24 protein-coding genes are annotated in these 25,324 nt (G+C 65.3%); 20 read left to right on the plus strand and 4 right to left on the minus strand.

From position 1 onward, the window contains the following. The first annotated feature begins 16 nt into the window (after positions 1-16). The 17 genes from JQ617_RS05765 (at position 17) to JQ617_RS05845 (ending at position 17,707) form a co-directional block, all read left to right on the plus strand. The gene (locus tag JQ617_RS05765) at positions 17-1,150 is read left to right on the plus strand and encodes a zinc-binding dehydrogenase (RefSeq protein WP_212025063.1); all 1,134 of its coding nucleotides are present in this window, start codon (positions 17-19) and stop codon (positions 1,148-1,150) included. Between the two features lie 118 nt (positions 1,151-1,268). Next, complete coding sequence (locus JQ617_RS05770) at positions 1,269-2,267, plus strand: MBL fold metallo-hydrolase (RefSeq protein WP_212025065.1); 999 nt, start codon at positions 1,269-1,271, stop codon at positions 2,265-2,267. 470 nt (positions 2,268-2,737) lie between these two features. After that, a complete protein-coding gene (locus tag JQ617_RS05775) occupies positions 2,738-3,289 on the plus strand; it encodes an NADPH-dependent FMN reductase (RefSeq protein ID WP_212025067.1) in 552 nt (183 codons plus the stop codon). 155 nt (positions 3,290-3,444) lie between these two features. Next, positions 3,445-3,762, plus strand: a complete 318-nt coding sequence (locus tag JQ617_RS05780; RefSeq protein WP_063683284.1) for an FtsB family cell division protein — start codon at positions 3,445-3,447, stop codon at positions 3,760-3,762. A gap of 164 nt (positions 3,763-3,926) precedes the next feature. Beyond that, positions 3,927-4,898 (plus strand): helix-turn-helix domain-containing protein, encoded by a 972-nt coding sequence (locus tag JQ617_RS05785; RefSeq protein WP_212025069.1) that lies wholly within the window; start codon positions 3,927-3,929, stop codon positions 4,896-4,898. A 283-nt stretch (positions 4,899-5,181) separates the two neighbouring features. Further along, positions 5,182-6,699, plus strand: coding sequence for an aldehyde dehydrogenase (gene adh, locus JQ617_RS05790; protein ID WP_212025071.1), 1,518 nt, complete (start codon positions 5,182-5,184; stop codon positions 6,697-6,699). A gap of 144 nt (positions 6,700-6,843) precedes the next feature. Further along, positions 6,844-8,223 (plus strand): glycerophosphodiester phosphodiesterase family protein, encoded by a 1,380-nt coding sequence (locus JQ617_RS05795; protein WP_249156654.1) that lies wholly within the window; start codon positions 6,844-6,846, stop codon positions 8,221-8,223. Between the two features lie 255 nt (positions 8,224-8,478). Further along, a complete protein-coding gene (pdhA, locus tag JQ617_RS05800; RefSeq protein WP_212025073.1) occupies positions 8,479-9,501 on the plus strand; it encodes a pyruvate dehydrogenase (acetyl-transferring) E1 component subunit alpha in 1,023 nt (340 codons plus the stop codon). A gap of 29 nt (positions 9,502-9,530) precedes the next feature. Further along, positions 9,531-10,913, plus strand: coding sequence for a pyruvate dehydrogenase complex E1 component subunit beta (locus tag JQ617_RS05805; RefSeq protein WP_212025075.1), 1,383 nt, complete (start codon positions 9,531-9,533; stop codon positions 10,911-10,913). Between the two features lie 3 nt (positions 10,914-10,916). Continuing rightward, positions 10,917-11,219, plus strand: coding sequence for a DUF5076 domain-containing protein (locus JQ617_RS05810; protein WP_008547332.1), 303 nt, complete (start codon positions 10,917-10,919; stop codon positions 11,217-11,219). 2 nt (positions 11,220-11,221) lie between these two features. Continuing rightward, a complete protein-coding gene (locus JQ617_RS05815) occupies positions 11,222-11,674 on the plus strand; it encodes a nucleoside deaminase (RefSeq protein ID WP_212025077.1) in 453 nt (150 codons plus the stop codon). Between the two features lie 63 nt (positions 11,675-11,737). Next, positions 11,738-13,090: a pyruvate dehydrogenase complex dihydrolipoamide acetyltransferase gene (locus tag JQ617_RS05820; protein WP_212025078.1), complete on the plus strand. Its 1,353-nt coding sequence runs from the start codon at positions 11,738-11,740 to the stop codon at positions 13,088-13,090. A gap of 8 nt (positions 13,091-13,098) precedes the next feature. Then, complete coding sequence (locus tag JQ617_RS05825) at positions 13,099-13,332, plus strand: hypothetical protein (protein WP_063683291.1); 234 nt, start codon at positions 13,099-13,101, stop codon at positions 13,330-13,332. A 17-nt stretch (positions 13,333-13,349) separates the two neighbouring features. Continuing rightward, positions 13,350-14,771: a dihydrolipoyl dehydrogenase gene (gene lpdA / locus JQ617_RS05830; RefSeq protein WP_212025080.1), complete on the plus strand. Its 1,422-nt coding sequence runs from the start codon at positions 13,350-13,352 to the stop codon at positions 14,769-14,771. Between the two features lie 181 nt (positions 14,772-14,952). Next, entirely contained in the window at positions 14,953-16,194 is a 1,242-nt protein-coding gene (locus JQ617_RS05835) for a threonine synthase (RefSeq protein WP_212025082.1), read from the plus strand. Positions 16,195-16,319: 125 nt separating this feature from the next. Next, positions 16,320-17,291, plus strand: coding sequence for a tripartite tricarboxylate transporter substrate binding protein BugD (locus JQ617_RS05840; protein WP_212025083.1), 972 nt, complete (start codon positions 16,320-16,322; stop codon positions 17,289-17,291). Positions 17,292-17,356: 65 nt separating this feature from the next. Then, on the plus strand, positions 17,357-17,707 hold the full coding sequence (locus tag JQ617_RS05845) for a hypothetical protein (protein WP_212025085.1): 351 nt from the start codon (positions 17,357-17,359) through the stop codon (positions 17,705-17,707). Between the two features lie 40 nt (positions 17,708-17,747). On the opposite strand, the gene JQ617_RS05850 is transcribed toward JQ617_RS05845, so the two are convergent. The 3 genes from JQ617_RS05850 to JQ617_RS05860 form a co-directional block, all read right to left on the minus strand. After that, on the minus strand, positions 17,748-18,134 hold the full coding sequence (locus tag JQ617_RS05850) for a response regulator transcription factor (protein ID WP_212025087.1): 387 nt from the start codon (positions 18,132-18,134) through the stop codon (positions 17,748-17,750). 86 nt (positions 18,135-18,220) lie between these two features. Beyond that, positions 18,221-18,886 carry a response regulator transcription factor gene (locus JQ617_RS05855; protein WP_212025089.1) on the minus strand — a complete coding sequence of 222 codons (666 nt, stop codon included), beginning with the start codon at positions 18,884-18,886 and terminating at the stop codon, positions 18,221-18,223. Beyond that, positions 18,883-21,309: a PAS domain-containing sensor histidine kinase gene (locus JQ617_RS05860; RefSeq protein WP_212025975.1), complete on the minus strand. Its 2,427-nt coding sequence runs from the start codon at positions 21,307-21,309 to the stop codon at positions 18,883-18,885. The genes JQ617_RS05855 and JQ617_RS05860 overlap by 4 nt, the downstream gene beginning before the upstream one ends. A gap of 711 nt (positions 21,310-22,020) precedes the next feature. Here JQ617_RS05860 and JQ617_RS05865 point away from each other — a divergent pair. The 3 genes from JQ617_RS05865 to JQ617_RS39900 all read left to right on the plus strand — a co-directional run bounded on the left by JQ617_RS05865 (position 22,021) and on the right by JQ617_RS39900 (position 22,946). Beyond that, the gene (locus JQ617_RS05865; RefSeq protein ID WP_063683300.1) at positions 22,021-22,416 is read left to right on the plus strand and encodes a hypothetical protein; all 396 of its coding nucleotides are present in this window, start codon (positions 22,021-22,023) and stop codon (positions 22,414-22,416) included. Then, positions 22,413-22,601, plus strand: a complete 189-nt coding sequence (locus tag JQ617_RS05870) for a hypothetical protein (RefSeq protein ID WP_212026005.1) — start codon at positions 22,413-22,415, stop codon at positions 22,599-22,601. Before JQ617_RS05865 ends, JQ617_RS05870 begins: the two co-directional genes overlap by 4 nt. A gap of 180 nt (positions 22,602-22,781) precedes the next feature. Next, positions 22,782-22,946 carry a hypothetical protein gene (locus JQ617_RS39900; protein ID WP_249156656.1) on the plus strand — a complete coding sequence of 55 codons (165 nt, stop codon included), beginning with the start codon at positions 22,782-22,784 and terminating at the stop codon, positions 22,944-22,946. An 84-nt stretch (positions 22,947-23,030) separates the two neighbouring features. Here JQ617_RS39900 and JQ617_RS05880 read toward each other — a convergent pair whose 3' ends face one another. Further along, positions 23,031-25,229 carry a lytic transglycosylase domain-containing protein gene (locus JQ617_RS05880; RefSeq protein WP_212025092.1) on the minus strand — a complete coding sequence of 733 codons (2,199 nt, stop codon included), beginning with the start codon at positions 25,227-25,229 and terminating at the stop codon, positions 23,031-23,033. Between the last annotated feature and the right edge of the window lie 95 nt (positions 25,230-25,324).

The raw sequence follows: 25,324 nt of genomic DNA on the forward strand, positions 1-25,324 counted from the left end.
ACAGGGGAGGATCGACATGAGCGACGGCAATACCGGCCTGCAACTGCGTTCGCTGATCAAGAAGAGCGGCGAGCTGGAGATCTCGCTCGTCGACGTGCCGACCCCCGAGCCTGCCGCGGACGAGGTCGTCGTCCGCGTTGAGGCGGCGCCGATCAACCCGTCCGACCTCGGACTGCTCGTCGGCGCGGCCGACATGAGCACGGCCAAGGCGTCCGGCACGAAAGCGGCGCCAATCATCACGGCGACCGTGCCGCAAGGCGCGATGCGTGCGATGGGCGCCCGGCTCGACCAGTCGCTGCCGGTCGGCAATGAAGGCGCCGGCGTCGTCGTCAAGGCCGGCTCCTCGGATGCCGCGAAGGCGCTGATGGGCAAGACGGTCGCGATGATCGGCGGCGCCATGTATTCGCAGTACCGGACGATGAAGGTCAGGGATTGCCAGCCGCTGCCCGAGGGCACCACGGCGGCGGAGGGCGCATCCTGGTTCGTGAACCCGCTCACCGCGCTCGGCATGACCGAGACCATGCGGCGGGAAGGGCACAAGGCCCTGGTGCACACCGCGGCCGCCTCCAATCTCGGCCAGATGCTCAACAAGATCTGCCTCGCCGACGGCATCCCGCTGGTCAACATCGTGCGCAGCAAGGAGCAGGCGGAGATCCTGAAGAAGATCGGCGCCAAACACGTCGTCGATTCCAGCGTGCCGAGCTTCCTCGACGATCTGACCAATGCGCTGGTCGAGACCGGCGCCACGATCGCCTTCGACGCCATCGGTGGCGGCAAGCTTGCCGGCGACATCCTCAATTGCATGGAAGTCGCGATCAACAAGACCGCCAAGGAGTACAGCCGTTACGGCTCCAGCGTGCACAAGCAGGTCTATGTCTACGGCGCGCTCGACGTCCGTCCGATCGAGCTGCCGCGCGGCTTCGGCATGGCCTGGGGCGTCGGCGGCTGGCTCCTGACCCCGTTCCTCCAGAAGATCGGGCCTGCCGATATCGGGCGGCTGCGCCAGCGCGTCGTGAGCGAGCTGAAGACCACCTTCGCCAGCCACTACACCAAGGTGGTGTCGCTGTCCGAGGCACTCGATCCCGCCAACGTCGCGGTCTACGCCAAACGCGCCACCGGCGAAAAATTCCTCATCAACCCAAATAAATAATCGTGATGTGCTGCGGCACGTCACCGAAAGAAGGTCTTGCCTTCTGAGCGAAGCGGGAGATTATTCCGCCGCCTTTGAAAGCGGAAAAACCGCAAGGCGCTCAGAAGGGGACCTCTCCATGACTGATCTCAATCGCCGTCATCTGCTCGCAGGCGCCGCCGCCATCGGCGCGGCCGCCGCCACCGGGCTTCGCCCGACCATCGCCAATGCCGCAGTGCCGCAAGTCGGCACGCAGGCGCCGGGCTTCTACCGCTACAAGGTCGGCAGCCTCGAGTGCACCTCGATCAATGACGGTGCGCGCACCTTCCCGATGCCCGACAAGTTCGTCGTCAACGCGCCTAAGGAAGAAGCCGCGGCCGCCGGCGAGGCCGCCTACATGCCCAAGGGCATGGTCACGGTGCCGTTCAATCCGCAGCTCATCAACACCGGCTCCAAGCTGGTGCTGATCGACACCGGCAACGGCGTCGCCAATCTCGAGCCCAGCAAGGGCGCGGTCGGCCGCACGCTGCAAAATCTCCAGGCCGCCGGCGTCGATCCCAAGAGCATCGACGTGGTGCTGCTGTCGCATCTGCACCCTGATCACACCAACGGCATCCGCCTTGCCGACGGCGCGCTCGCGTTCCCGAACGCGGAGATCATGGTGCCGGGCAAGGACTGGGAGTTCTGGACCAGCGAGGACAACACGGCCAAGGCCGAGTCCAACCCGATGATGAAGAACTACTTCTCCAACGTGAAGAAGACCTTCGCGGGCCTGGAGTCCAAGGTCACGAAATACGAATGGGGCAAGGAGGTCGCGCCCGGGATCACCTCGATCGCGACGCCGGGCCATACGCCGGGCCACACCTCGTTCGCGGTCGCCTCGGGCGATGCGAAGGTGCTGATCCAGTCCGACGTCACCAACATTCCGGAATTCTTCCTGCGCAATCCGGACTGGCACGTGATGTTCGACGCCGACGCCGCCATGGCGCAGGCGACGCGCCACAAGTTCTACGACATGGCGGCGGCCGAGAAGGCCACCGTGATCGGCTTCCACTTCACCTTCCCCTCGGTCGGTCACGTCGAGAAGGACGGTGCCAAGTACCGCCTGATCCCGTCGGCGTGGAATCCGACGATCTGATCCGAACCACGAAGTTGCGCGAACGTCAGGCCGCCTCTTGGCGGCCTGATTGTTTTGGAGCGGAACCTCCTGTTCGAATAAAATGTCGAAAACAACCTCATGCACAGTAGAAATCGCGAGCGATTTCAGTGCTTCGCTAAAACCGAATGAAAATTGCGCCGTCGGGCAAAACAGGGCTAGTCTGCAAGGGTGGACAGGCGCGGCGGTTAGCGGTTTTCGAGGCCCGGAGGGAGCCGACGGGTCGGCGCAAGGCGCCCGCCGATGACAGGCTCCGCGCCATCCGGGGCCGCTGCATCCGGCTCGATCGGTCCCGGATTACGCTTCGCTCGATCCGGGCTACGCTGGGCCTCAATGACCACTTTCGCGAAACTCAGCGTTTCCAAATCGCGCCGGTTCATGCACTTGCATCCATTGCGGCAGATCGATTAAGTGCCGCCCGGCACTCCCGCTCTAGCCCTCGAGGACATTCCATGGCCTACAACATCGTCGTTATCGCCGGCAGCCTGCGCAAGGACAGCTTTTCGCTGAAGATCGCCAACGCGCTCACCAAGCTCGCGCCGGCCTCGCTCAAGCTCGAGGTCGTCACGCCGGCGGGCATCTCCTTCTTCAACCAGGACCTCGAGGGCGCGCCGCCCGCCGACTGGCTGGCGTTCCGCGACAAGCTGCAGAAGTCCGACGGCGTCATCTTCGTGACCCCCGAATACAACCGCGCCATCCCGGGCGTGCTGAAGAACGCCATCGACGTCGCCTCGCGCCCCTACGGCAAGAGCTCGTTCAACGGCAAGCCGGTCGGCATCGTCTCGAACTCGCCGGGCCCGCTCGGTGGCGTCAGCGCCGCCAAGACGCTGCAGAACATCCTGCCCGGCATTGCCGGCCCGATCATGCAGCAGCCCGAGATCTACCTGAACGCCGTCGGCGACGCCTTCGATGCCGAGGGTAACCTCACCAAGGAGTCGCTCAAGCCCGTGCTCCAGGCCTACATCGACGCCTTCGCGGCGCACGTGGCCAAGCACCACGGCTGATCGCTCCCTCTCTCCGTCATGGCCGGGCTTGTCCCGGCCATCCACGTCTTAGCTAGTGGCGACAAGAACGTGGATGCCCGGGACAAGCCCGGGCATGACGACTGGTGGGTGCGCGAATTAGCACTCCCTTAACCAAGCTGCCCCATCTTCCCAAGATGGTCTCCCGCGCACGCCTGAAATCCATCCTGACCGGCCTTGCCCTCTACGCGATGGCGGCCGCCATCGTCGGCTATTTCGGCGTCAACGCCTATACCGGCAAGTACGGCCTCAACGCGCGCCAGGAACTCGACCAGGAGATCATCTCGTTGACGAGCGAGCTGGCGCAGCTCAAGCGCGAGCGCGCCAAGAGCGAGCAGCGCGTGTCGCTGCTGCGCTCCCAGAGGATCGACCCCGACATGCTGGACGAGCGGGCGCGCTTCCAGCTCGACTATGTCAATCCGCACGATCTCGTCCGGATGATTCCCCAGAACTAGCGCCTTCGCGGGCCGTCCTTACGCACACCGAAAGTTGCAGGACCGCCACCTTGACGGGGCGGAGCGGACAAGGGCATGGCTGTTGCGATGCGCGGTCCCGAGCTTGACGGAGATCAATCCGGCCGCGCCGGCACGCCCTAGATTGCCACCCGGAGGAAACGGTGATGAATGGGTCAACGCCCCAGCATCACGCGGCCCGTGTCGAGGCCGCCATCGCATCAGGCCAGGCGGCTCGGTCCGCGCTCGTGGCCTCCTGGCGCCGTTCCTCCCGATTGCATCATCTCGACCCCTCCGGCCGCGGCCTGCCGCAGCGGCTGACGGAGGTGGAACTCCGCACGGCGCGCGAGCGCATCGCGCCGCTGCTGGCCGCCGCGCAAGGCGCCATGGACCGGCTCTATCAGGCCGTCGGCGCTGCCGGCTGCTGTGTGCTGCTGGCCGACGGCGAGGGGGTTCCCGTCGATCGCCGCGGCACGCCCGCGGATGATACGACGTTCCAGTCCTGGGGCCTGTGGACCGGCGCGCTCTGGAGCGAGGAGCACGAGGGCACCAACGGCATCGGCACCTGCGTCGTCGAGCAGCGGCCGCTGACGATCGACCGCGACCAGCACTTCTTCACGCGCAACACGCTTCTGAGCTGCACCGCCGTTCCGATCTACGATCACGAGGCGGCCTTTGCCGGTGTGCTCGACGTCTCCTCCTGCCGTGCCGATAGGACCGATGCGTTTGCCAGCCTGATCGCGCTGGCGGCGGGGGAGGCGGCCAGGCGCATCGAGGCCGATCTGTTCCGCCGCGCCTTCGCGCATGCGCGCATCGTGCTGACGGCGGGTGCGGACGGCCAGTCCATCGGCCTCGTCGCGGTCGATGCGGACGATCTCGTGATCGGCGCGACCCGCACCGCACGGGCGGGACTTGGCATTGGACTTGGGATCGCGCCCGGCCGCCCGTTACAACCGGTGCCCGCGGCCGATCTGCTCGGCGGCGAACCCGCGCACGACCACCTTGCCGGCGGCCAGCGCGCGGTGCTGCAACGGGCGCTGCTCCGCGCCGGCGGCAACGTGTCGGCCGCTGCCAAGGCCCTCGGCGTCAGCCGCGCCACGCTCCACAGGAAGCTGAAGCGGTTCGATATCAAGCATTAGGGCCGCTGCTTCCCATCCGTCATTGCGAGGAGCGAAGCGACGAAGCAATCCAGCATCCCTCCGTGGAGGGTCTCTGGATTGCTTCGCTGCGCTCGCAATGACGATGCGGATGCCATGAGCGCTCCATCTCGCACTTGCCTCGCGCATGAGTGTCGCAGAACTGCGACAGGTCCGCTCAGCCATCGCTTCCGCCCGGGCTGACAGAAATCGCCTCCCGCATCATCGTTTGCGCAAGTCGTGAACACACGGCGGATCGCGCAAACAGCAACATCGGGAGTGAGCTATGAACAAGGTGGAATTCCTCGGCGTCACCCAAAACCCCTTCGCCGAACGCTACGACAATTTCATCGGCGGCAAGTTTGTCGCGCCGAAGTCCGGCAAGTATTTCGACAACGCCTCGCCGGTGAACGGCCAGATCGTCTGCAAGATCGCGCGCTCCGACGCGCAGGACGTCGAAGCCGCCCTCGACGCGGCGCATGCCGCCAAGGGCGCCTGGGGCCGCACCAGCGTCGCCGAGCGCGCCGCGGTCCTCAACAGGATCGCCGATCGCATGGAGGAGAATCTCGAGCGCCTTGCGATCGCGGAGACTTGGGACAACGGCAAGCCGATCCGCGAGACCCGCGCCGCCGATTTGCCGCTCGCCATCGACCATTTCCGTTATTTCGCCGGCGTGGTGCGCGCCCAGGAAGGCTCGATCGGCGAGATCGACGACGACACCATCGCCTATCATTTCCACGAGCCGCTCGGCGTGGTCGGCCAGATCATTCCCTGGAACTTCCCGCTGCTGATGGCGTGCTGGAAGCTTGCGCCTGCGCTGGCCGCCGGCAATTGCGTCGTGCTCAAGCCCGCCGAGCAGACCCCGGCCTCGATCATGGTCTGGGCCGAGATCATCGGTGACCTGCTGCCGCCGGGCGTGCTCAACATCGTCAACGGCTTTGGCCTCGAGGCCGGCAAGCCGCTCGCGTCCAGCCCGCGCATCGCCAAGATCGCCTTCACCGGCGAAACCTCGACGGGCCGACTGATCATGCAATATGCCAGCCAGAACCTCATCCCGGTCACGCTGGAGCTCGGCGGCAAGTCGCCCAACATCTTCTTCAAGGACGTCACCGCGGAAGACGACGATTTCTTCGACAAGGCGATCGAGGGCTTCGTCATGTTCGCGCTGAATCAGGGCGAGGTCTGCACCTGTCCGAGCCGGGCGCTGGTCCACGCCGACATCTACGACCGCTTCATGGAACGGGCGCTGAAGCGCGTCGCCGCCATCAAGCAGGGCGATCCGCGCGTGGCCGACACCATGATCGGCGCGCAGGCCTCCAGCGAGCAGCTCGCAAAGATCCTCTCCTATATCGACATCGGCAAGCAGGAGGGGGCGAAGGTGCTGGCCGGCGGCGGACGTGCCGAGCTCGGCGGCGATCTCGCCAGCGGCTTCTACGTCCAGCCGACGGTGTTCGAGGGCCACAACAAGATGCGCATCTTCCAGGAGGAGATTTTTGGCCCCGTGGTGTCGGTCACGACCTTCAAGACCGATGAAGAGGCGCTCGCGATTGCCAACGATACGCTCTATGGCCTGGGCGCCGGTGTCTGGAGCCGCGATGCCAACCGCTGCTACCGCTTCGGCCGGGCGATCCAGGCCGGCCGGGTCTGGACCAACTGCTACCACGCCTATCCCGCTCATGCGGCCTTCGGCGGCTACAAGCAATCGGGCGTCGGCCGCGAGACCCACAAGATGATGCTCGATCACTACCAGCAGACGAAGAATCTCCTGGTCAGCTACAGCCCGAAGAAGCTCGGCTTCTTCTGACCGAAGATGTGATCGGGCGGACGAGGAAGTCCGCCCGGCCGTCATCCATCTGTCAGAGTCTTGGGACAAGACGGCAGCGCCGCCCGTTCGGGGCCGGCGCTGCTGGCGTTCGAGGCGATGCCAGGCAAAGACGGAGACTTGGCGATGCGGGACACGCGTTCACGACGGGCGATGTATATTGGGGCGATGCTGCTCGGTGCCGCGGTGCTCCCGCTGTCGATGGCTTTCGCGCAGACCGCTGCGGCGCCATCGGGCGCAAAACCCTTCCTGACCGTCGATGGAAAGGCGCCGCTGGTCCTCGGACATCGCGGCCTGCCGGGACTGGTGCCCGAGGAGACCGAGGCCTCCTATGATCTCGCCGCCGCCGTCGGGACCGACGCGCTCGAAGAGGATCTGCACCTGACCAAGGATTGCGTCCTGGTCGTGCGCCACAATCCCTGGCTGAGCGACAACACCAATATTGCCGAAGTGGCGAAGACCAACGCGTCCGTGGCCGCGCGCAAGCGCACGGTGCCAGGCGTTCGCGTCAAGGCGCCGGCGTCGCCAACCGCGCCTGCCGATTACCTGACGGATCTCACCGATCCCTCGGATCCGAAATCGGTGCTGAAGTCATTGATCGTGGACGGCGAAGACCACACCAACGACTGGTCGATCACCGACTTCACCATGGCCGAGCTGAAGTCCCTGATCGGCGGCACCACCTACGATGCCGCCAACGAGCGGCCGAAGGTCTTCAACGGCAAGCTCCCGATCATCAGCTTCCAGGGCGTCATCGATATCGCCAGGGCCAGGAGCAAGGAGACCGGACGGTCCATCCTGGTCTACCCCGAAACCAAGAACCCGACCTGGAACAACGCCCAGGCGATCGCCAATGGCTGCGGCGCTCCCGGCAGCCGCCCGCTCGAGGATGCCCTGATCAAGATCATCGGGGACAATGGCCTCAACACCAAGGATGCTCCCATCCTCGTTCAGAGCTTCGAGCCCGGCAGCCTGAAATATATGCGCAGCCACGGCCTGCAGACGCGGCAGGTCCAGCTGATCGACGGCAATGGCATCGACTTCAAGTCCGGCAAGGTCCTGCTCAACAACATCACGAGCTCGCGTCCGTTCGACTGGACGGTTGCGGGCGATGGGCGCCTCTACGATGCGATGCTGACCCCGGAGGGGCTTGCCGAGATCAAGACCTATGCCGACGGCATCGGTCCTTGGAAGGCCTACATCGTTCCACTCAAGATCGCACCGTGGAAGGACAGCAATGCCGACGGCACGCCCTACAAGGGATCGACGCCGGAGGCGATGACGCAGGAGGCGACCAGCCTCGTCGCCGATGCGCACAAGCTCGGCCTGTTCGTGCACGTCTTCACGTTCCGCAACGAGAAGAAATATCTCGCGGCCGACTATCGCGGCGATCCCAGCCTTGAATATCTCAAATTCTTCCGACTTGGCGTCGACGGGGTCTTCAGCGACTTCACCCATACCGGCGTTGCCGCCCGTGCAGCGTATTTGCGCGAGCTGGGCTGGTAGGCGGCACCGCGATTCGGCCGCGCGCGAAGGCTCGGAGCCATCGATAAACGTGTCCGAATTTCGTCGCGTCGGCGGCGCACGGCAGCGTCGCTGGCGGGTGAGCTAAAGTTGCCTGATCGAGCCTAAAGGTTTTGCAAAGTTTCGACCACGTTGCAGTGCGGCATAATGAAAGTCGTGCCATGTCGCCGCGGTGCTTTCCAAGGGCGTTTGACTTGGGTTAGAGAGGGCAGAAGTTTTCTCTGACCCGGAATTCCCATGGCCGCACCCAAGAAAGCCGCCGCAGGCGCTGCACAGGACAAGACCGACGGCGGCTCGCCCCCGGAGTTCACCAAGGAGCAGGAGCTCAAGGCGCTCCGCGAGATGCTCCTGATCCGGCGGTTCGAGGAAAAGGCCGGCCAGCTCTACGGCATGGGCGCCATCGGCGGCTTCTGCCATCTCTACATCGGCCAGGAGGCCGTGGTGGTCGGCATGCAGATGGCCCTCAAGGAGGGCGATCAGGTCATCACCGGCTATCGCGATCACGGCCACATGCTGGCCACCGGCATGGAAGCCAACGGCGTGATGGCCGAGCTCACGGGTCGCCGCGGCGGCTATTCCAAGGGCAAGGGCGGCTCCATGCACATGTTCAGCAAGGAGAAGCACTTCTACGGCGGCCACGGCATCGTCGGCGCCCAGGTCTCGCTCGGCACCGGTCTTGCCTTCGCCAATCACTATCGCGGCAACGGCAATGTCAGCGTCACCTATTTCGGCGACGGCGCGGCCAACCAGGGCCAGGTCTATGAGAGCTTCAACATGGCGGAGCTCTGGAAGCTGCCGGTGATTTTCGTCATCGAGAACAACCGCTACGCCATGGGCACCGCGGTCTCGCGCGCCTCGGCCCAGCAGGATTTCTCCAAGCGCGGCGTGTCCTTCAACATCCCGGGCAAGCAGGTCGACGGCATGGACGTCCGCGCCGTCAAGGCGGCGGGCGAGGAGGCGGCGGCCTGGTGCCGCGCCGGCAAGGGCCCCTTCATCCTGGAGATGCAGACCTACCGCTATCGCGGCCACTCGATGTCCGACCCTGCGAAATATCGCACGCGCGAGGAGGTCGAGAAGGTTCGCCACGACCAGGACCCGATCGAGCAGGTGCGCAATCGCCTGCTGGCGGCCAAGGTCAGCGAGGCCGACCTCAAGGCGATCGACGCCGAGGTGCGCGACATCGTCAACGCATCCGCCGACTTTGCCCAGCATGATCCCGAGCCGGATGCCGCCGAGCTCTGGACTGACGTTTACCGCTGAACGCGCGCAAGCTTTCTTTTGGAGTCGATATGCCAATTCAAGTGCTGATGCCCGCGCTGTCGCCCACGATGGAAAAGGGCAACCTCGCCAAGTGGCTGAAGAAAGAGGGCGAGCAGATCAAGTCGGGTGACGTGATCGCCGAGATCGAGACCGACAAGGCGACCATGGAGGTCGAAGCGACCGACGAGGGTACGCTCGGCAAGATCCTGATCCCCGAGGGCACCGCCGACGTCGCGGTGAACACGCCGATCGCGACCATTCTCGCCGACGGCGAGAGCGCCGCCGATCTTGCGAAGGCGCCCGCACCGGCCGCGAAGGCGGCCGAGTCCGCTCCGCCTGCTGCTGCAAAGGCCGAGGCGCCCGCGCCGAAGGCCGCACCCGCGCCGCAGGCCGTCGCCGAGCCCGATCCGGAAGTGCCCGCCGGCACCGAGATGGTGACGCAGACCATCCGCGAAGCCTTGCGCGACGCCATGGCCGAAGAGATGCGCCGTGACCCCGACGTCTTCGTGATGGGCGAAGAGGTTGCCGAGTATCAGGGCGCCTACAAGGTGACTCAGGGGTTGCTCCAGGAATTCGGCGCCCGGCGCGTGATCGACACCCCGATCACCGAGCACGGCTTTGCCGGCGTCGGCGTCGGCGCCGCCATGACCGGCCTGAAGCCGATCGTCGAGTTCATGACCTTCAACTTCGCCATGCAGGCGATCGACCAGATCATCAACTCCGCCGCCAAGACGCTCTACATGTCCGGCGGCCAGATGGGCTGCTCGATCGTGTTCCGCGGTCCGAACGGTGCCGCCGCGCGCGTTGCCGCGCAGCACAGCCAGGACTATTCGGCCTGGTACTCCAACGTCCCGGGTCTCAAGGTCGTCGCGCCGTTCTCGGCCGCCGACTACAAGGGCCTGCTCAAGGCCGCGATCCGCGATCCCAATCCGGTGATCTTCCTCGAGAACGAGGTGCTGTACGGCCACACCGGCGAAGTGCCGAAGCTCGACGACTTCATCGTCCCGATCGGCAAGGCCCGCATCGTGCGCTCCGGCAGCCACGTCAGCATCATCTCCTGGTCGAACGGCATGACCTATGCGCTCAAGGCCGCCGACGAGCTCGCCAAGGAGGGCATCGAGGCCGAGGTGATCGACCTGCGCACGCTGCGCCCGATGGACACCGAGACCATCATCAACTCCGTCAAGAAGACCGGCCGTGCCGTCACGGTGGAAGAGGGCTGGGCCCAGAGCGGCGTCGGCGCCGAGATCGCCGCGCGGATCATGGAGAACGCCTTCGACTATCTGGACGCGCCCGTCGCGCGCGTTTCCGGCAAGGACGTGCCGATGCCTTATGCCGCGAACCTGGAGAAGCTTGCACTGCCGTCGGCGGCAGAAGTCGTCGAGGCCGCCAAAGCCGTCTGCTACAGGTAGACCATGGCGGGCCCGAAGGAGCAGCCACTGCCGCCCGACGTCATGACCCGCGACGACGCGGTCGAGATCCTGCGCGTGTTCGTGCTGGACGGCGGGCTGTCGATGGCGTTCCAGCGAGCCTTCGAGGAGCCCGACATGTGGGGCCTCCTGCTCGTCGATCTCGCCCGCCACGCCGCGCGCGCCTATGCGCGCGAGAGCGAGTACACCGAGGAGGACGCGCTCAACCGGATCCTCGACATGTTCCAGGCCGAGATCGAGCGTCCCACGGATACCGGCACCACGACGCCGCGCGGGAAGGGGCACTGACCGTGGCGATCGAAGCCCACCATTTCGATTTCATGCTCGAGGCGATCCGCGAGGCGGAAGCCTCGATCGCACAGGGCGGCCTGCCGATCGGCGCGGTGCTGACGCGCGACGACAAGATCATCGCCCGCGGGCACAACAACCGCGTGCAGGAAAACAACGTCATCCTGCACGGCGAGATGAGCTGCCTGCGCGAGGCCGGCGCGATCACGTTCCACGACACCGTCATGTACACCACGCTGTCCCCTTGCTCGATGTGCGCCGGCGCGCTCGCGCTGTTCAAGGTCAAGCTGGTGGTGATCGGGGAGTCCGTCACCTTCGAGGGCTCCAAGGACATCCTCGACAAGTTCGGTATCCCCTGGATCGATCTTGCCGACGACCGTTCCATCACCATGATGAAGAATTGGCGTTCCGTCCCTGCCAATGAGCGCCTGTGGCAGGGCGACATCGGCAACTAAACCTGGTCTGTTCGTCTCCACTGTCGGAGGCGGCGTTTTTGCAAAGTTCTTCTTGAGGTCAGCATGCCCATCAACATCCTGATGCCCGCTCTCTCGCCGACGATGGAGAAGGGCAACCTCGCCAAATGGCTGAAGAAGGAAGGCGACAAGGTCAAATCCGGCGACGTCATCGCCGAGATCGAGACCGACAAGGCGACCATGGAGGTCGAGGCCATCGACGAGGGCACGATCGCCAAGATCCTGGTGCCCGAGGGCACGCAGGATGTGCCGGTCAACGACGTGATCGCGGTGCTCGCCGGCGAAGGCGAGGACGTGAAGGCCGCAGGCGCCGCCAAGCCCAGCGCGTCGGCTGCGCCGCCGAAGGCTGCGGAGGCTCCCGCGGCTCCGGCTGCCGCACCGGCTCCCGCTGCGCCCAAGGCTACACCGGCGCCCGCAGCGGCTCCGGCGCCGCAGGCCGCCGCTCCCGCTGCGCAGGCCAACGGTCATGGCGGCCGCGTGTTCTCCTCGCCGCTGGCGCGGCGTCTGGCCAAGGATGCCGGCATCGATGTCGCGATGGTCACCGGCACCGGCCCGCACGGCCGCGTGGTCGCCCGCGACGTCGAGCAGGCCAAGTCCGGCAAGGGCCTCAAGGCGCCCGCCGCGGCGCCGTCAGGCGCGCCCTCAATCGCGCCGACCATGTCGGACAAGCAGATCCTGTCGCTGTTCGAGCCGGGCTCCTACGACATCGTCCCGCATGACGGCATGCGCCGCACGATTGCGCAGCGCCTGACCGCGTCGATCCAGAACGTGCCGCACTTCTTCCTCACCATCGACTGCGACATCGGCAAGCTGATGGCCGCGCGCGAGGAGATCAACGCCGCCGCGCCGAAGGACAAGGAGAAGAAGCCGCTCTACAAGATCTCGGTCAACGACTTCGTCATCAAGGCGATGGCGGTGGCGCTGCAGAAAATCCCGAACTGCAACGTCAGTTGGACCGAAAGCGGCATGGTCAAGCACCATCATTCCGACGTCGGCGTCGCCGTGGCGATGCCCGGCGGCCTGATCACGCCGATCATCCGCAAGGCCGAGACCAAGACGCTCTCGACCATCTCCAACGAGATGAAGGATTTTGCCGCGCGCGCGCGTTCCCGCAAATTGAAGCCGGAAGAGTATCAGGGCGGCACCACCGCGGTGTCCAACCTCGGCATGTACGGCATCAGCCACTTCACCGCCGTGATCAACCCGCCGCATGCCACCATCCTCGCGGTCGGCACCAGCGAGGAGCGGCCCGTCGTGCGCGGCGGCAAGATCGAGATCGCGCACATGATGAGCGTGACCTTGTCCTGCGATCACCGTGCCATCGACGGTGCGCTCGGCGCCGAGCTGATCGGTGCGTTCAAGCAGCTGATCGAAAACCCCGTCATGATGATGGTCTGAGATGGCGCATGACGACGCGCTGGCCCTGGATCTCGATGCTGGTTTCGCTGATCCTCACGCTGAGCCCGCACGGCCGCGAGATCATTGACGCCGCCTTCTTCGCCGGCGAGGCGCTGTCGCGCAACATCTGGGCGCCGATCGCGCTCACCATCTTCGCCATCATGGCGGCGGTCATTCTCATGGAATGGCTGATCAGAATCTACATCCTCAATCGCCGCGCCCGCGGCGCAACGACCGCTTGAGTTGAATGGGAGCCGCCATGGCCGATACATCCTTCGACGTCATCATCATCGGCTCCGGTCCCGGCGGCTATGTCACCGCGATCCGCGCCGCCCAGCTCGGCTTCAAGGTCGCGATCGTCGAGAAGTCCTATCTCGGCGGCATCTGCCTGAACTGGGGCTGCATCCCGACCAAGGCGCTGCTGCGCTCGGCCGAGATCTATCACTACATGCAGCACGCCAAGGACTACGGCCTGTCCGCGGAGAAGGTGTCGTTCGACCCGAAGGCCGTGGTGCAGCGCTCGCGCGGCGTCTCCAAGCGCCTGAACGACGGCGTCGGCTTCCTGATGAAGAAGAACAAGGTCAGCGTGATCTGGGGCGCCGCCTCGATCGACGCGCCCGGCAAGGTCACGGTGAAGAAGTCCGACGTCGAGGGCCCCAAGGGTTCGCTGGGCGAGGGGACCTATCAGGCCAAGCACATCATCGTTGCGACCGGCGCACGGCCGCGCGTGCTGCCCGGGCTCGAGCCCGACAAGAAGCTGATCTGGACCTACTTTGAAGCGATGGTGCCGGAGCGGATGCCGAAGTCGCTGCTGGTGGTCGGCTCCGGAGCGATCGGCATCGAGTTCGCCTCGTTCTTCCACACCATGGGCTCCGAGGTCACGGTGGTCGAGGTGCTGCCGCAGATCCTGCCCGTCGAGGACGCCGAGATCGCGGGCCTTGCGCGCAAGCGCCTGGAGAAGCTGGGCATCAAGATCATGTCCTCGACCAAGGTCACGAAGCTCGAGAAGAAGGCCGACAGCGTCGTCGCCACCATCGACGACGGCAAGGGCAAGCCCGTGACCACCGAGTTCGAGCGCGTGATCTCCGCGGTCGGCGTCGTCGGCAACATCGAGAATCTCGGCCTCGAAAAGCTGGGCGTGAAGACCGACCGTGGCTGCATCGTCATCGACGGCTACGGCAAGACCAACGTCCCCGGCATCTACGCCATCGGCGACGTCGCCGGACCTCCGATGCTGGCGCACAAGGCCGAGCATGAGGGCGTGATCTGCGTCGAGGCGATCAAGGGCCTGCATCCGCATGCCATGGACAAGAACATGATCCCGGGCTGCACCTATTGCCACCCGCAGGTCGCGTCCGTCGGCCTGACCGAAGCCAAGGCCAAGGAGAGCGGCCGCGAGATCCGCGTCGGCCGCTTCCCCTTCGTGGGCAACGGCAAGGCGATCGCGCTCGGCGAGGACCAGGGCCTGGTCAAGGTCATCTTCGACAAGAAGACCGGCCAGCTGCTCGGCGCCCACATGGTCGGCGCGGAGGTCACCGAGCTGATCCAGGGCTACGTCGTCGCCATGAACCTGGAGACGACGGAAGAAGAGCTGATGCACACCGTGTTCCCGCATCCGACCCTGTCGGAGATGATGAAGGAAGCCGTGCTGGATGCGTATGGGCGGGTGTTGAACATCTGACGGATGAGCCGGCGGGCTGCGGACCCGTCATCCTGAGGTGCTCGCGCAGCGAGCCTCGAAGGATGGACGGCCGAGCTGCAGCAGCCGGGCCCGCCGCCCTTTGAGGCCTCCGCTTCGCTCCGGCACCTCAGGGTGACGGGTCTGACAACGAAAATACCAGAACAAGAATAGGGAAGAACCCATGCACGACAACGACAACCTCACCATCGAACGCCCGACCTTCGTCACCCATCTCGAATGCGCGATGGAGGGCGATCATTATGCCGCCGACCAGGTCCACAACCTCTCCAAGGCCGGCAAGCCGCTGCTGGTGCGCTACGACCTTGCGGGCGTGAAGAAGGCGCTGACCAAGGACGCGCTCGCGCAGCGTCCCGGCGACATGTGGCGCTACCGCGAGCTGCTGCCGGTGCGCAAATGCCAGGACATCGTCTCGCTCGGCGAAGTCACGACGCCGCTGATCCGGCTGCCCAAGTTGGCTAAGAAGCTCGGCGGCGGCGAGATCATCGTCAAGGACGAGGGACGGTTGCCGACCGGCTCGTTCAAGGCGCGCGGTCTCGTGATGGCGGTGTCGATGGGCAAGGCGCTCGGCATCAAGCACATGGCGATGCCGACCAACGGCAATGCCGGCGCGGCGCTCGCGGCCTACGCGACGTCCTGCGGCATCAAGACCACGATCTTCTGCCCGGCCGACACCCCCGAGGTGAATGTCAGCGAGATCGAACTGCAGGGCGCGACCGTCTATCGCGTCAACGGCTATATCGATGATTGCGGCAAGATCGTCGGCGAAGGAAAAGCGAAGGTCGGCTGGTTCGACACGTCGACGCTGAAGGAGCCGTACCGGATCGAGGGCAAGAAGACGATGGGTCTCGAACTCGCCGAGCAGCTCGGCTGGGACGTGCCCGACGTGATCTTCTATCCGACCGGCGGCGGCACCGGCCTGATCGGCATGTGGAAGGCGTTCGACGAGCTCGAGAAGATCGGCTTCATCGGATCAAAGCGCCCGCGCATGGTCGCGGTGCAGGCTTCCGGCTGCGCGCCGATGGTGCGCGCCTATGAGGCCGGCACCGAGCATGCCACGCGCTGGGAGGATGCCCACACCATCGCCTCCGGCATCCGCGTGCCGCAGGCGATCGGCGATTTCCTGATCCTGCGCGCGGTGCGCGAGAGCAAGGGTTTTGCCATTGCTGTCGACGACGACAAGATCTCGGCAGCGCTCAACGAGGTCGCGCGCGAGGAGGGGCTGCTGCTCTGCCCCGAGGGCGCCGCGACCTACGCCGCCTACAAGGAGAGCCTTGCCGACGGCCGCGTCTCGAAGGGCGACCGCGTGATGCTGTTCAACTGCGCAACCGGCCTGAAATACCCGCTGCCGCCGGTCACCCGCACGCTCGACCGCCACAAGCCGATCGACTACGCACAGTTCTGATCAGGACGAGCAGCCGGAGCGCGGTCAACGCGCTCCGGCGCGTCATTTGGTCTCTTCACGACTGGTCTCTCTTCCCGTACGCGGGAGGGCACAAAAACAACAAAGACATCGCTGGGGAGAACACAATGAAGAAGGCCGCCTGGGCTGGGCTGATCGGTATTCTCGCTATCGCAGGCGCCGCGCGCGCCGACGATTTCCCCTCGCGTCCCATCACCATCATCGTGCCCTTCGCCGCCGGCGGGCCCTCGGATGCGATGGCGCGCGTGCTCGCGGAACGCATGCGCGTGTCGCTGGGCCAGCCGCTGGTGATCGAGAACGTCACCGGCGCGGGCGGTTCGATCGGTGTCGCGCGCGCGGTGCAATCGCCGCCGGACGGCTACACCATCTCGTTCGGCCATCTCGGCACCCATGTCGCCAACGGCGCCGTCTACAAGCTCAAATACGATCTCGTCGCGGACCTCGAGCCGGTGGTGCTGCTGCCGAGCAACCCCATGATCGTCGTCAGCAAGAACGCGGTGCCCGCGACCTCGCTGAAGGAGCTGCTGCAGTGGCTGAAGTCGCGCACCTCGCCGCCGACGGCCGGCACCGCCGGTGCGGGCTCGGGCAGCCACATCGCCGGCGTCTATTTCGAGAGCGTGTCCGGCATCAAGCTGCAATATGTGCCGTATCGCGGCACCGCGCCCGCGCTGAACGACCTCATCGCCGGCCAGATCGACGTCATCGTCGACCAGACCTCCAACTCCATCAACCAGGTCCGCGCGGGCACCATCCGCGCCTACGCCATCACCGACAGCAAGCGCCTCGCCTCGGCGCCCGACATCCCGACCGCGGATGAGGCGGGCCTGAAGGGCTTCAACATGACGCTGTGGTCGGGCATGTGGGTGCCGAAGGGCACGCCGAAGGAGATCGTCGCCAAGCTGAACGCCGCCGCCGTGGACGCGTTGAACGATCCCGCGGTGAAGAAGCAGCTCGAAAGCCAGGGCCTGGAGATGACGCCGCAGGACCAGCTCACCCCCGAGGCACTCGGCGCGCGGCAAAAGGCCGAGATCGCCAAATGGTGGCCGATCATCAAGGCGGCGGACATCAAGGTCGATTGAGGGGCATGTTGGCCGGCCATCAAGGCGGCCAACATCGCTGAGCCGGCGCTCGCAGAGGACGTAAGATGAAGTTGAAGACCATGTTGGCGGCGGCGCTATGTTCGATCGCCGCAGCCGCCAACGCAGCGCCGCCCGGCACCAGCATCGCCGATGCTGCGCAGCTGCACCAGGAGTACACCGACGTCGTGATTGCGTCGGAGCAGTGTCCGGGCGTCGCGTTGGACATCAAGAGGTGGGATGGCGAGGTCCGAAAGCTGGGCGGACCCGGGGTGCTGAAGGCGTTCGACGTTTCCGAACAGGGCGGAGCGTGGCGCGACAAGCGATACGACGAGTTCAAGGCGAACCCTGCCAAGCAGTGCGCCGACGCGTTGGAGACCTACGGCCCCAAGGGCATGGGTCTGCTCCAGAGGAAGTGACGTCCTGGCCGTGAGGCTCGGCGGACGCGGCGGCGCCGCTTCACATCGTGGCGTCACCGGCGCCCGACAGGGCCGTCTCCAGGCACTGAATCAGGGCCGGCGTTGAAAACGGCTTGGCGAGGAAGCAGATCGCGCCGGCCTTCAGCGCGCGGTCGCGCACGCTCTCGTCCGGAAAAGCCGTCATGAAGATGAAGGGCGTGATGCGCCCGTGGCGGCGCATATGCGTCAGCAGCTCGACGCCGCTCATGGCCGACATCTGCACGTCCGCGATCACGCAGGAGGTCGTCTCCAGTTCGGCGGATTGGAGGAATTCATGAGCGGAGCCAAAGGTGTAGACCGTGTATCCGCGCGACGTCAGGAGGTTGTTCGTCGCCAGGCGAACGGAGGCATCATCGTCAATGACGGAAATGATCGAAGGCGCTGGCAATAGATCGCTCCTGAACGGCGAGCCGCCGGCCGCGGTTCAGCCGCCTCAGGGAAGGTGGGCCACCGGAGCGAGCTTGGAAAGCATACTTAGGTTTGCAAATGACCCCTGTTGCGGGGGATTCCGAGGGCGTCCGTCATTCTGACGAGATCGGCGAGCGACTTCGCCCCCATCTTCCGCATGATCTGCCCGCGATAGATCTTCACGGTGATCTCGGCCAATCCAAGCTCGGCGGCGACCTGCTTGTTCATCAGCCCGGATGCAACCAGGGCCAGGACGTCGCGCTCGCGTGCCGTCAGCGCCTCGAAACGGGATCGCACACCCGAGATCGATTTCTCGGCATCGCGGCGCTTGCGATCTCTCTCGATTGCCGCCTGCACCGCATCCAGCATGTCCTGGTCGCGCACCGGCTTTGTCAGAAAATCGACGGCGCCGCTTTTCATGGCTCTCACGGTCATGGGGATGTCGCCATGGCCGGTGATGAAGATGATGGGCGTGTGAATATTGGCCTTGGCGAGGTCCGCCTGCAGGTCGAGGCCGCTCGAGCCCGGCAGGCGGATGTCGAGCACGAGGCAACTGGGGACCGCGGGCGGTTTGGCTTCCATGATCTCCGCCGCCGAGCTGAAGGCTTCGACCCTGAGACCAACGGATTGAAAGAGATTAGTGAGCGCGCGGCGCATCGACGGATCATCATCCACGATCAGAACGATCGGATCGCCGGCGCTCGGCCCGGCCTGCTTGGCATTGTCAGTCACGACGTGTCCTTGTGCGACAAGGGCAGGGCGATCTGGAATGTCGCACCGCGTCCCTCGTTTTGGAAGGCCGAAAGTCGGCCCGCGTGAGCCTCGATGATCGATCGGCAGATCGAGAGTCCCATGCCCAGACCGCCGGATTTCGTCGTGAAGAAGGGGCTGAAGATGCGCTCCTTGACGTCTTTGCCGAGACCGACACCGCGGTCCGTCACGGTGAGGAGCAGACGGTCGTCGTCATCCGCACAACACGAGCGGATCGCCAGCTCGCGCGGGCGATCGACATTGGCCTGCATCGCCTCGATGCCGTTCATCACCAAATTGATCAGCACCTGCTGGAGCTGGATCCGATCGCCGCAGACCTGGGGCAGGTCGGACGCCAACTCCATCCGCACCGACACCCCATGGGTCGCGAGCTCGCGCCGAACGAGCGCCACGGCCTCTCTGACGACCTGGTTGATGTCGAGTGCAACGATTTCGATCTCGGTCTTCTTCGCAAGCGCCCTGATCCGGCGGATCACCTCGCTCGCGCGATTGGCGTCCTCGACGATCCATTCGGCGGAACGGCGCGCGGCTATCAGATCGGCCGGTTCGCGGTCGAGCCAGGCGATGCAGGCGTCCGCGTTGGAGATCACCGCGGCCAGCGGCTGGGTGATTTCGTGGGCAATCGAGGTGGTCAGTTCGCCGAGTGTCGTGACGCGCGTGACGTGGGCGAGCTCGCCTTGTGCCTTGCGCAGCGCCTCTTCCGCCTGCTCGACGCGGATCGCCGCCGTGACGTCGCTGCTGACGCCGCGATAGCCGAGAAAATTGCCATTCGCGTCGTGAAAGGGCTTGCCGCTGGTGCGTACGTAGATGGGAGATCCGTTACGATCCTTGCTGCGGTAGATCAGATCGCGGAACGGAACGTGGGCATCGAGCGCCGCGCGATGCTCCTCCCATTTCTCCGGCTCGAGCTCGGCATCGGGTGGAATGTCCCAGCGGGGCAGGCCGATCACGCCCGTCGGCGGGGCGCTGGAGCTGTCGGCATGTTCCGATATCCTGGTGATGCGGTGGTCAGGCCCGGTCTCCCAGAACCAGTCCGATGCGGTTTCGGCGTAGTCGCGGAATCGCTGCTCGGATGCCTTGAGCTCGTCGAATGCCTTGTGCAGCGCATCTTTCGCCGCGATCTGCTCGGTGACGTCCACATGCGTGCCGATGATTTCCATCACCTCGCCGTCGCGGCCCATCACGGGATGGCCCTCGCTGTGGACGCGTCTAATCGCGCCGTCGGGGCGCGCGATCCGGAAGTCGATCTGGAAGGGCTGCTTCTGCCTGACAGCTTCACGTTCGACCTCGATAATCCGCCGAAAGTCCTCCGGCAGGATACGTTGCTGAAATGCCCGGGCCGGGACATCGGTCTGGTCCGGCTCAAACCCGAACAAGCGGTAGAGTTCAGCCGATCGGTAGGCGAACTCCTGGCGATGAACGTCCCAGGCCCAGCTGCTCGTCTGGCTGAGGCGCTGGGCTTCGGTCAGATAGGCTTCGCTGCGCCGCAGCCTCTGTTCCGCTTCCTTCGTGATCGTGACGTCGGTCACCGCCCCGACGAACTCGATGCGCCCGGATGGATGCCGAACCGCGCGCGCCACGGAATGCAGATATTTGACCGATCCGTCGGGCATCAGCAGGCGGTATTGGTGGTCGAAATCCTCCGCCAGGCGGTAGGCCCGCTCGAGGGTGCTGCGGACCGTATGGCGATCTTCCGGATGGATGCGCTGGAAGACGAAGCCCAGGCTCGGCTTCGTCGCCGGGTCACACTGGAAGATGCGGAATGTCTCCCTTGACCAGACGGCTTCGCCGGTCGCAAAGTTCAGGCCGAAGCTGCCGGTGTGGCTCAGTTCCTGGGCCTGGGCGAGGTAGTCCTCGCTCTGCCGCAGTGCATCCTCCGCTTCCTTGCGCTGGGTGATGTTCTCGCAGGCAACCAGCAGGATCGGCGTGCCGTCGCCGCGCAGCATCGCCTTGGCGTTTTCACGGACCCAAAGCACCGACCCGTCCTTCCGGAATTTACGAATCTCCCAGGTATGCGACTGGTCCACGGTCGTCAGGCACAAGGCGACGCATTGACGTACGAAGTCGCGGTCTTCCTCGAAGAAGACGTTCAGCACCGATTGGCCGATCAGCTCGTCCGTCGTGTAGCCGAGCTGGGCGGCGCCGAACGTGTTGACGTTGAGCACCTTTCCGGCGGGATCGACCATGAAGTACATGACGGGATTGTGCTCGAACACCTCGCGCCATTGCTTCACGGCATCACGCAGGTCGGTATTCTTCCGCGAGGCGTCTACGACGGCCGGGCCGTCCTTCTCGCCGTTGCCGAATGAGCGAAGCGCTGCAAGGCCGCCGAGCAGGAATTGTGCGGCCGAACTCCCGATTTTCGTGATCTGGCCAGGCATCATCGCAAGCGTTCCGGCTCGCCGGCGTCGAAGGCGAGTAGAGCACTTTGGCATAACAGGGGCAATTGCCTCCGACGAAAGTCGGATTCCCGGCAAAACTCCCGACTGCCGTGCAGCTTGCGCGCCTTGCGCCGTCACGTTGCGCTGGCCGACGTCCGCAAAACTACGGCACAAACCTACGTATAGCTCGCACAACCCTAGTTCTAGCGTGCATTTACCTCCGTACAATTGAGCGGTGCGTTGCAAGGAGCCTAGTCTTGCGGCCAATCGAGAGAAGTCGATTGCGGAGCACAAATCGCCGAAATGCTCGGCGTGTTACTCCCGAAGAGCCAGGCTCTGCGTCCGTTGCCCCGACCTGCCGCACGATTTGGCGGTCGCGATTGAGAAGCCGCATTTTCCGTGACGACCGTGGCGCCTCCTGCCTTTTGCGCAGGAGGAAGCCAGGACCCCAGAGGTCAAGAGGAGAGGATCATGTGCGATAGGCCTGATGATTCCGACCGACGTTCCGAGTCCGAAAGCTGCGCCCTCTGTGCCGGGAAGTTTGGCCTGATCCGGTACTACTCCTGGCGGACGCCGCTCTGCTCGCGGAAGTGCCTCGACCGGTTCAGGGCACGTCGCGAACGCGACCGCCGCTGGCTGTTCCAATGTCAACTGGCATGACGATCGACTGCCGCACCTAGCCCGTCAGGTCATTTTTCGTCCGGAGGCTGTGAGTTGAACCGAGGCTGCAAGCTCCTGTTGGCGATCGCGCTGCCGCTTCCGCTGGCGACGGGCGTGAAGGCCGAGGACGTTGGACGGGATGGTTCGCATCGTCACCATCCGCCTCAGGATCAAGTGCTGCACGAGAAGTTCTATTCGAACTGGCGCATGCCGGACAATCCGGTTCTGAGCTGCTGCAACAATGCGGATTGCTACCCGACCGAGATACGCTACGTCGAAGGCCGGATCTACGCACGGCGCCGGGAAGACGGCAAATACATCCTGATCCCGTCCCAGAAGGTCGAGCGCAACAGGGACAATCCCGACGGCCGCAACCATATCTGCGCGCCGCCGCCGTCCGCCTCTCTGGTCGATACGGTCTTCTGCTTCGCGCTGGGAGGTGCCACGTGAGATTCATATTGGTGAACGGCAGAACCCCGTTTCGCAAGACGTCATGTCTGTGGTGTTGCGAGGAGATCGACGGTGGCTATCTGCGCGATGCCAGGACGCTGCTGCGCTACTGCGGCTACGAGTGCTACGCAATTCATCAGGACGCGGCGTCGTTGATCCAGGAGCGTTCGCGCGCGGCGTCCTGAGCGGACGGGCAGGAAATAGGCGAGGACACGGCATTGAGATTCATGCTCGTCAATCAGGAACACCCCCGCCACGGCGCGGCCTGCAGCGCATGCGCCCGGCCGCTGGGTTCGAGCTACGTCCGGCAGGTGTCCAGGCAGGAGCGGTATTGCGACTATGATTGCTACCGCCAAGAGACGGCCATGGACATGTTGTGGCCCTACCGCAGCGCGATCGAGACGGTCGCGGTGCTGACGGCCATCACGAGCTGGAGCTGGATGATGCAGATGGGCGCGCTCTCGCGCTCACTGGCTGAGGCATATCTGCGCGTGCACAACCTTCGAACCCTGGAAGGAGGTGACGGCTAGCCCCACGATGCCGGCCGCGCAGAACCGTCGGCCGCAGTTCCCGCGTCCAGCTTCGCGCCGCGTCCAGCCCCGGCGGTCGCGAGGCTAGGGCGATGGGGCTGCGGCCGATGCCGTTGGTTCCGCGCTCACTTCGTGCGTCGTGACGCGCTGCTCGGATTTCGCGGCCATCATGCCGCTGCCCTCGAACCTTGCGCGGTAGACCAGCACGTTCTCTATCACACGCTGGACGTAGTTGCGCGTCTCGGACAGCGGGATGCGCTCGACCCAGTCGACCGGATCGACTTTGGGATCCCTGGGGTCGCCGCGGGCCTGCACCCATTCGCGCACCCGGCCGCGGCCGGCATTATAGCCGGCGAAGGTCATGATCTGGTTGCCGCGATATTCCGACAGCAGCGCGCTGAGCTCGGCGGCGCCCATCTGCGTGTTGTAGACGGGGTCGGAGACCATCCGGTCCCAGTCATAGGTCAGGCCGAAGCGCTTGGCGGTGTCGCGGCCGGCTTCCGGCGTCACCTGCATCAGACCGACCGCGTTGGCAGGCGACTTGTCGCGCTGGTCGAACGAGCTCTCGGTGCGCGCCACCGAATAGATCACGCTGGTTTCGATCGCGGGCGCGACCTGCTTGTGTTCGGGGATGCCGATGGTCGGGAAGGCGTAATGGTCGAGCGCGAGCCCACGCGCCAGCGCCGTCTTGCCGACCTCCAGCATCACGCGGGCATCGTTGCGCCGGCCGGCGAGCTCACCGAGCGCTTCCAGCGCTGCGACGTCGGTGCTCTCCTTGGCGAAATCCTCGGCGTAGTAGAACGCCATGTCACGCTCTCCGATGCCGTAGAGCATGTCGGCAGCGCGCACGCGCTCGTCGGTCGGCGGCGTGTCGGCCGAGGCCAAAGCGGGCGAGGGCGCGCGCAACTCGATGCGGTCGATGCCGAGCCTGGCGCGGGCGAGCTGGCCGTAATAGGCGGTCGGATAGCGCGCCGCAGCCTTGTAGCTCATGCGGGCGTCGGCAGCTGCGCCCATGGCTTCCGCCGCGCGGCCGCGCCAGTAATGCGCGCGCGACAGTGCGATCGGGTTGACCGAGCCCTCGTCGATCGCGGCGAAATGCACCATCGCCGTCCTGGGATCGTCGAGATAGCGCAGCGCGATCCAGCCGCACATGAAATGGTAGTCGATGCGGTAGACTTCCTTTTCCGGCACCGCCGCCGTGCGCACCACGTCGTAGGCGGTCCTGGCCTTGCCCTGGTCGAGCAGCTTGCGCGCCAGCAGGCGGCGTTCGCGCCACCAGGCATCGGTGTCCTGCGCCGCCATCGTCTCGGGCGCGGCCGCGAGGATCACTTCGGCCGCGTCGTCGATGCGGTCCTTCTGCAGATGCCATTGCGCGCGGCACAGCACGTAGCCGAGATCGCGGCGCGCCTCGGCCGCGACGTCGTCGAGATAGTCCTTGGCCTTGTTCGCCTTGCCGGTGACGGCGGCGCAGGCTTTCACGATGGCCAGCGCATCCTCGCCGAGACGCTTGGCCGCGCGCCTTGCGCCGGCATAGTCCTTGGCACCGAGGCGCTTGTCCATGCGGGCGCGATGATCCTCGGCGCTGAGGAGATCGCGGAACGCCTCGTAGGAATCTTCCTCGCTGCGCTCGGACAATTCGTCCGTGCGCCAGGCCTCGCGTACCAGCCGTGCGGCCCGGTCGGACTCGCCTTCGCTCAGCAGCACGCGGGCAAGCGCGAACTTGCCCTTGGCGCTGGTCGGCCGGTCGAGCGTGAATTTGTGCACGGTGGCCGCGTCGGACTTTTCCTGCCACAGCCGGGCCTCGGCGCGGCGGCGGAGCGGGGCGCTGCTCGGCCAGTCGGGATTGGCGGCGAGGAAGGCGGCGTAGCGCTTGAAATTCGCGGTGCTCTCGGAGTGGCGCAGCATGAACCAGTCGGCGAGCTTTTGTCCCGCCGGATCGGCGATGCGGTCGCGCGCGGCGCTGGCATCGTCGCTCTTGCCCCGGCGCGTGAGATCGATGGCGTCCTTCAGCGCGGCGAGATCGCCGGTGAGTGCCGGCGCGGCCGGCTTCTCCGCAGGCTCGTCGTCCTGCTTCTTCGCCTTGCGCTTGGCCTCGGCGTGCTTGCCGTGACGCGACTTCGCGGCGGCGTGCCGCTGCTTGCCGGCCTTGCCGGCGGCTTTGGCTTCGTGCGTCTTCTTCGACGCGGACGATTTGTGACTGCTCTTCGCTGCCAGTTCGGACGGGAGAAGGGCCAATGCGGCCACGGCAACGACACACGCGAGCGAGCGTAGGCACTGGTTCATTGGATGGTCCCCCTGCGAAACCACTACAAACCAAGGTCCGCGACGACATGCGGCTTGAGAATCAAAAACGACACCAAAACGATGTCACGACATCG

Source organism: Bradyrhizobium sp. KB893862 SZCCT0404 (assembly GCF_018130885.1).
Taxonomy (GTDB): domain Bacteria; phylum Pseudomonadota; class Alphaproteobacteria; order Rhizobiales; family Xanthobacteraceae; genus Bradyrhizobium; species Bradyrhizobium stylosanthis.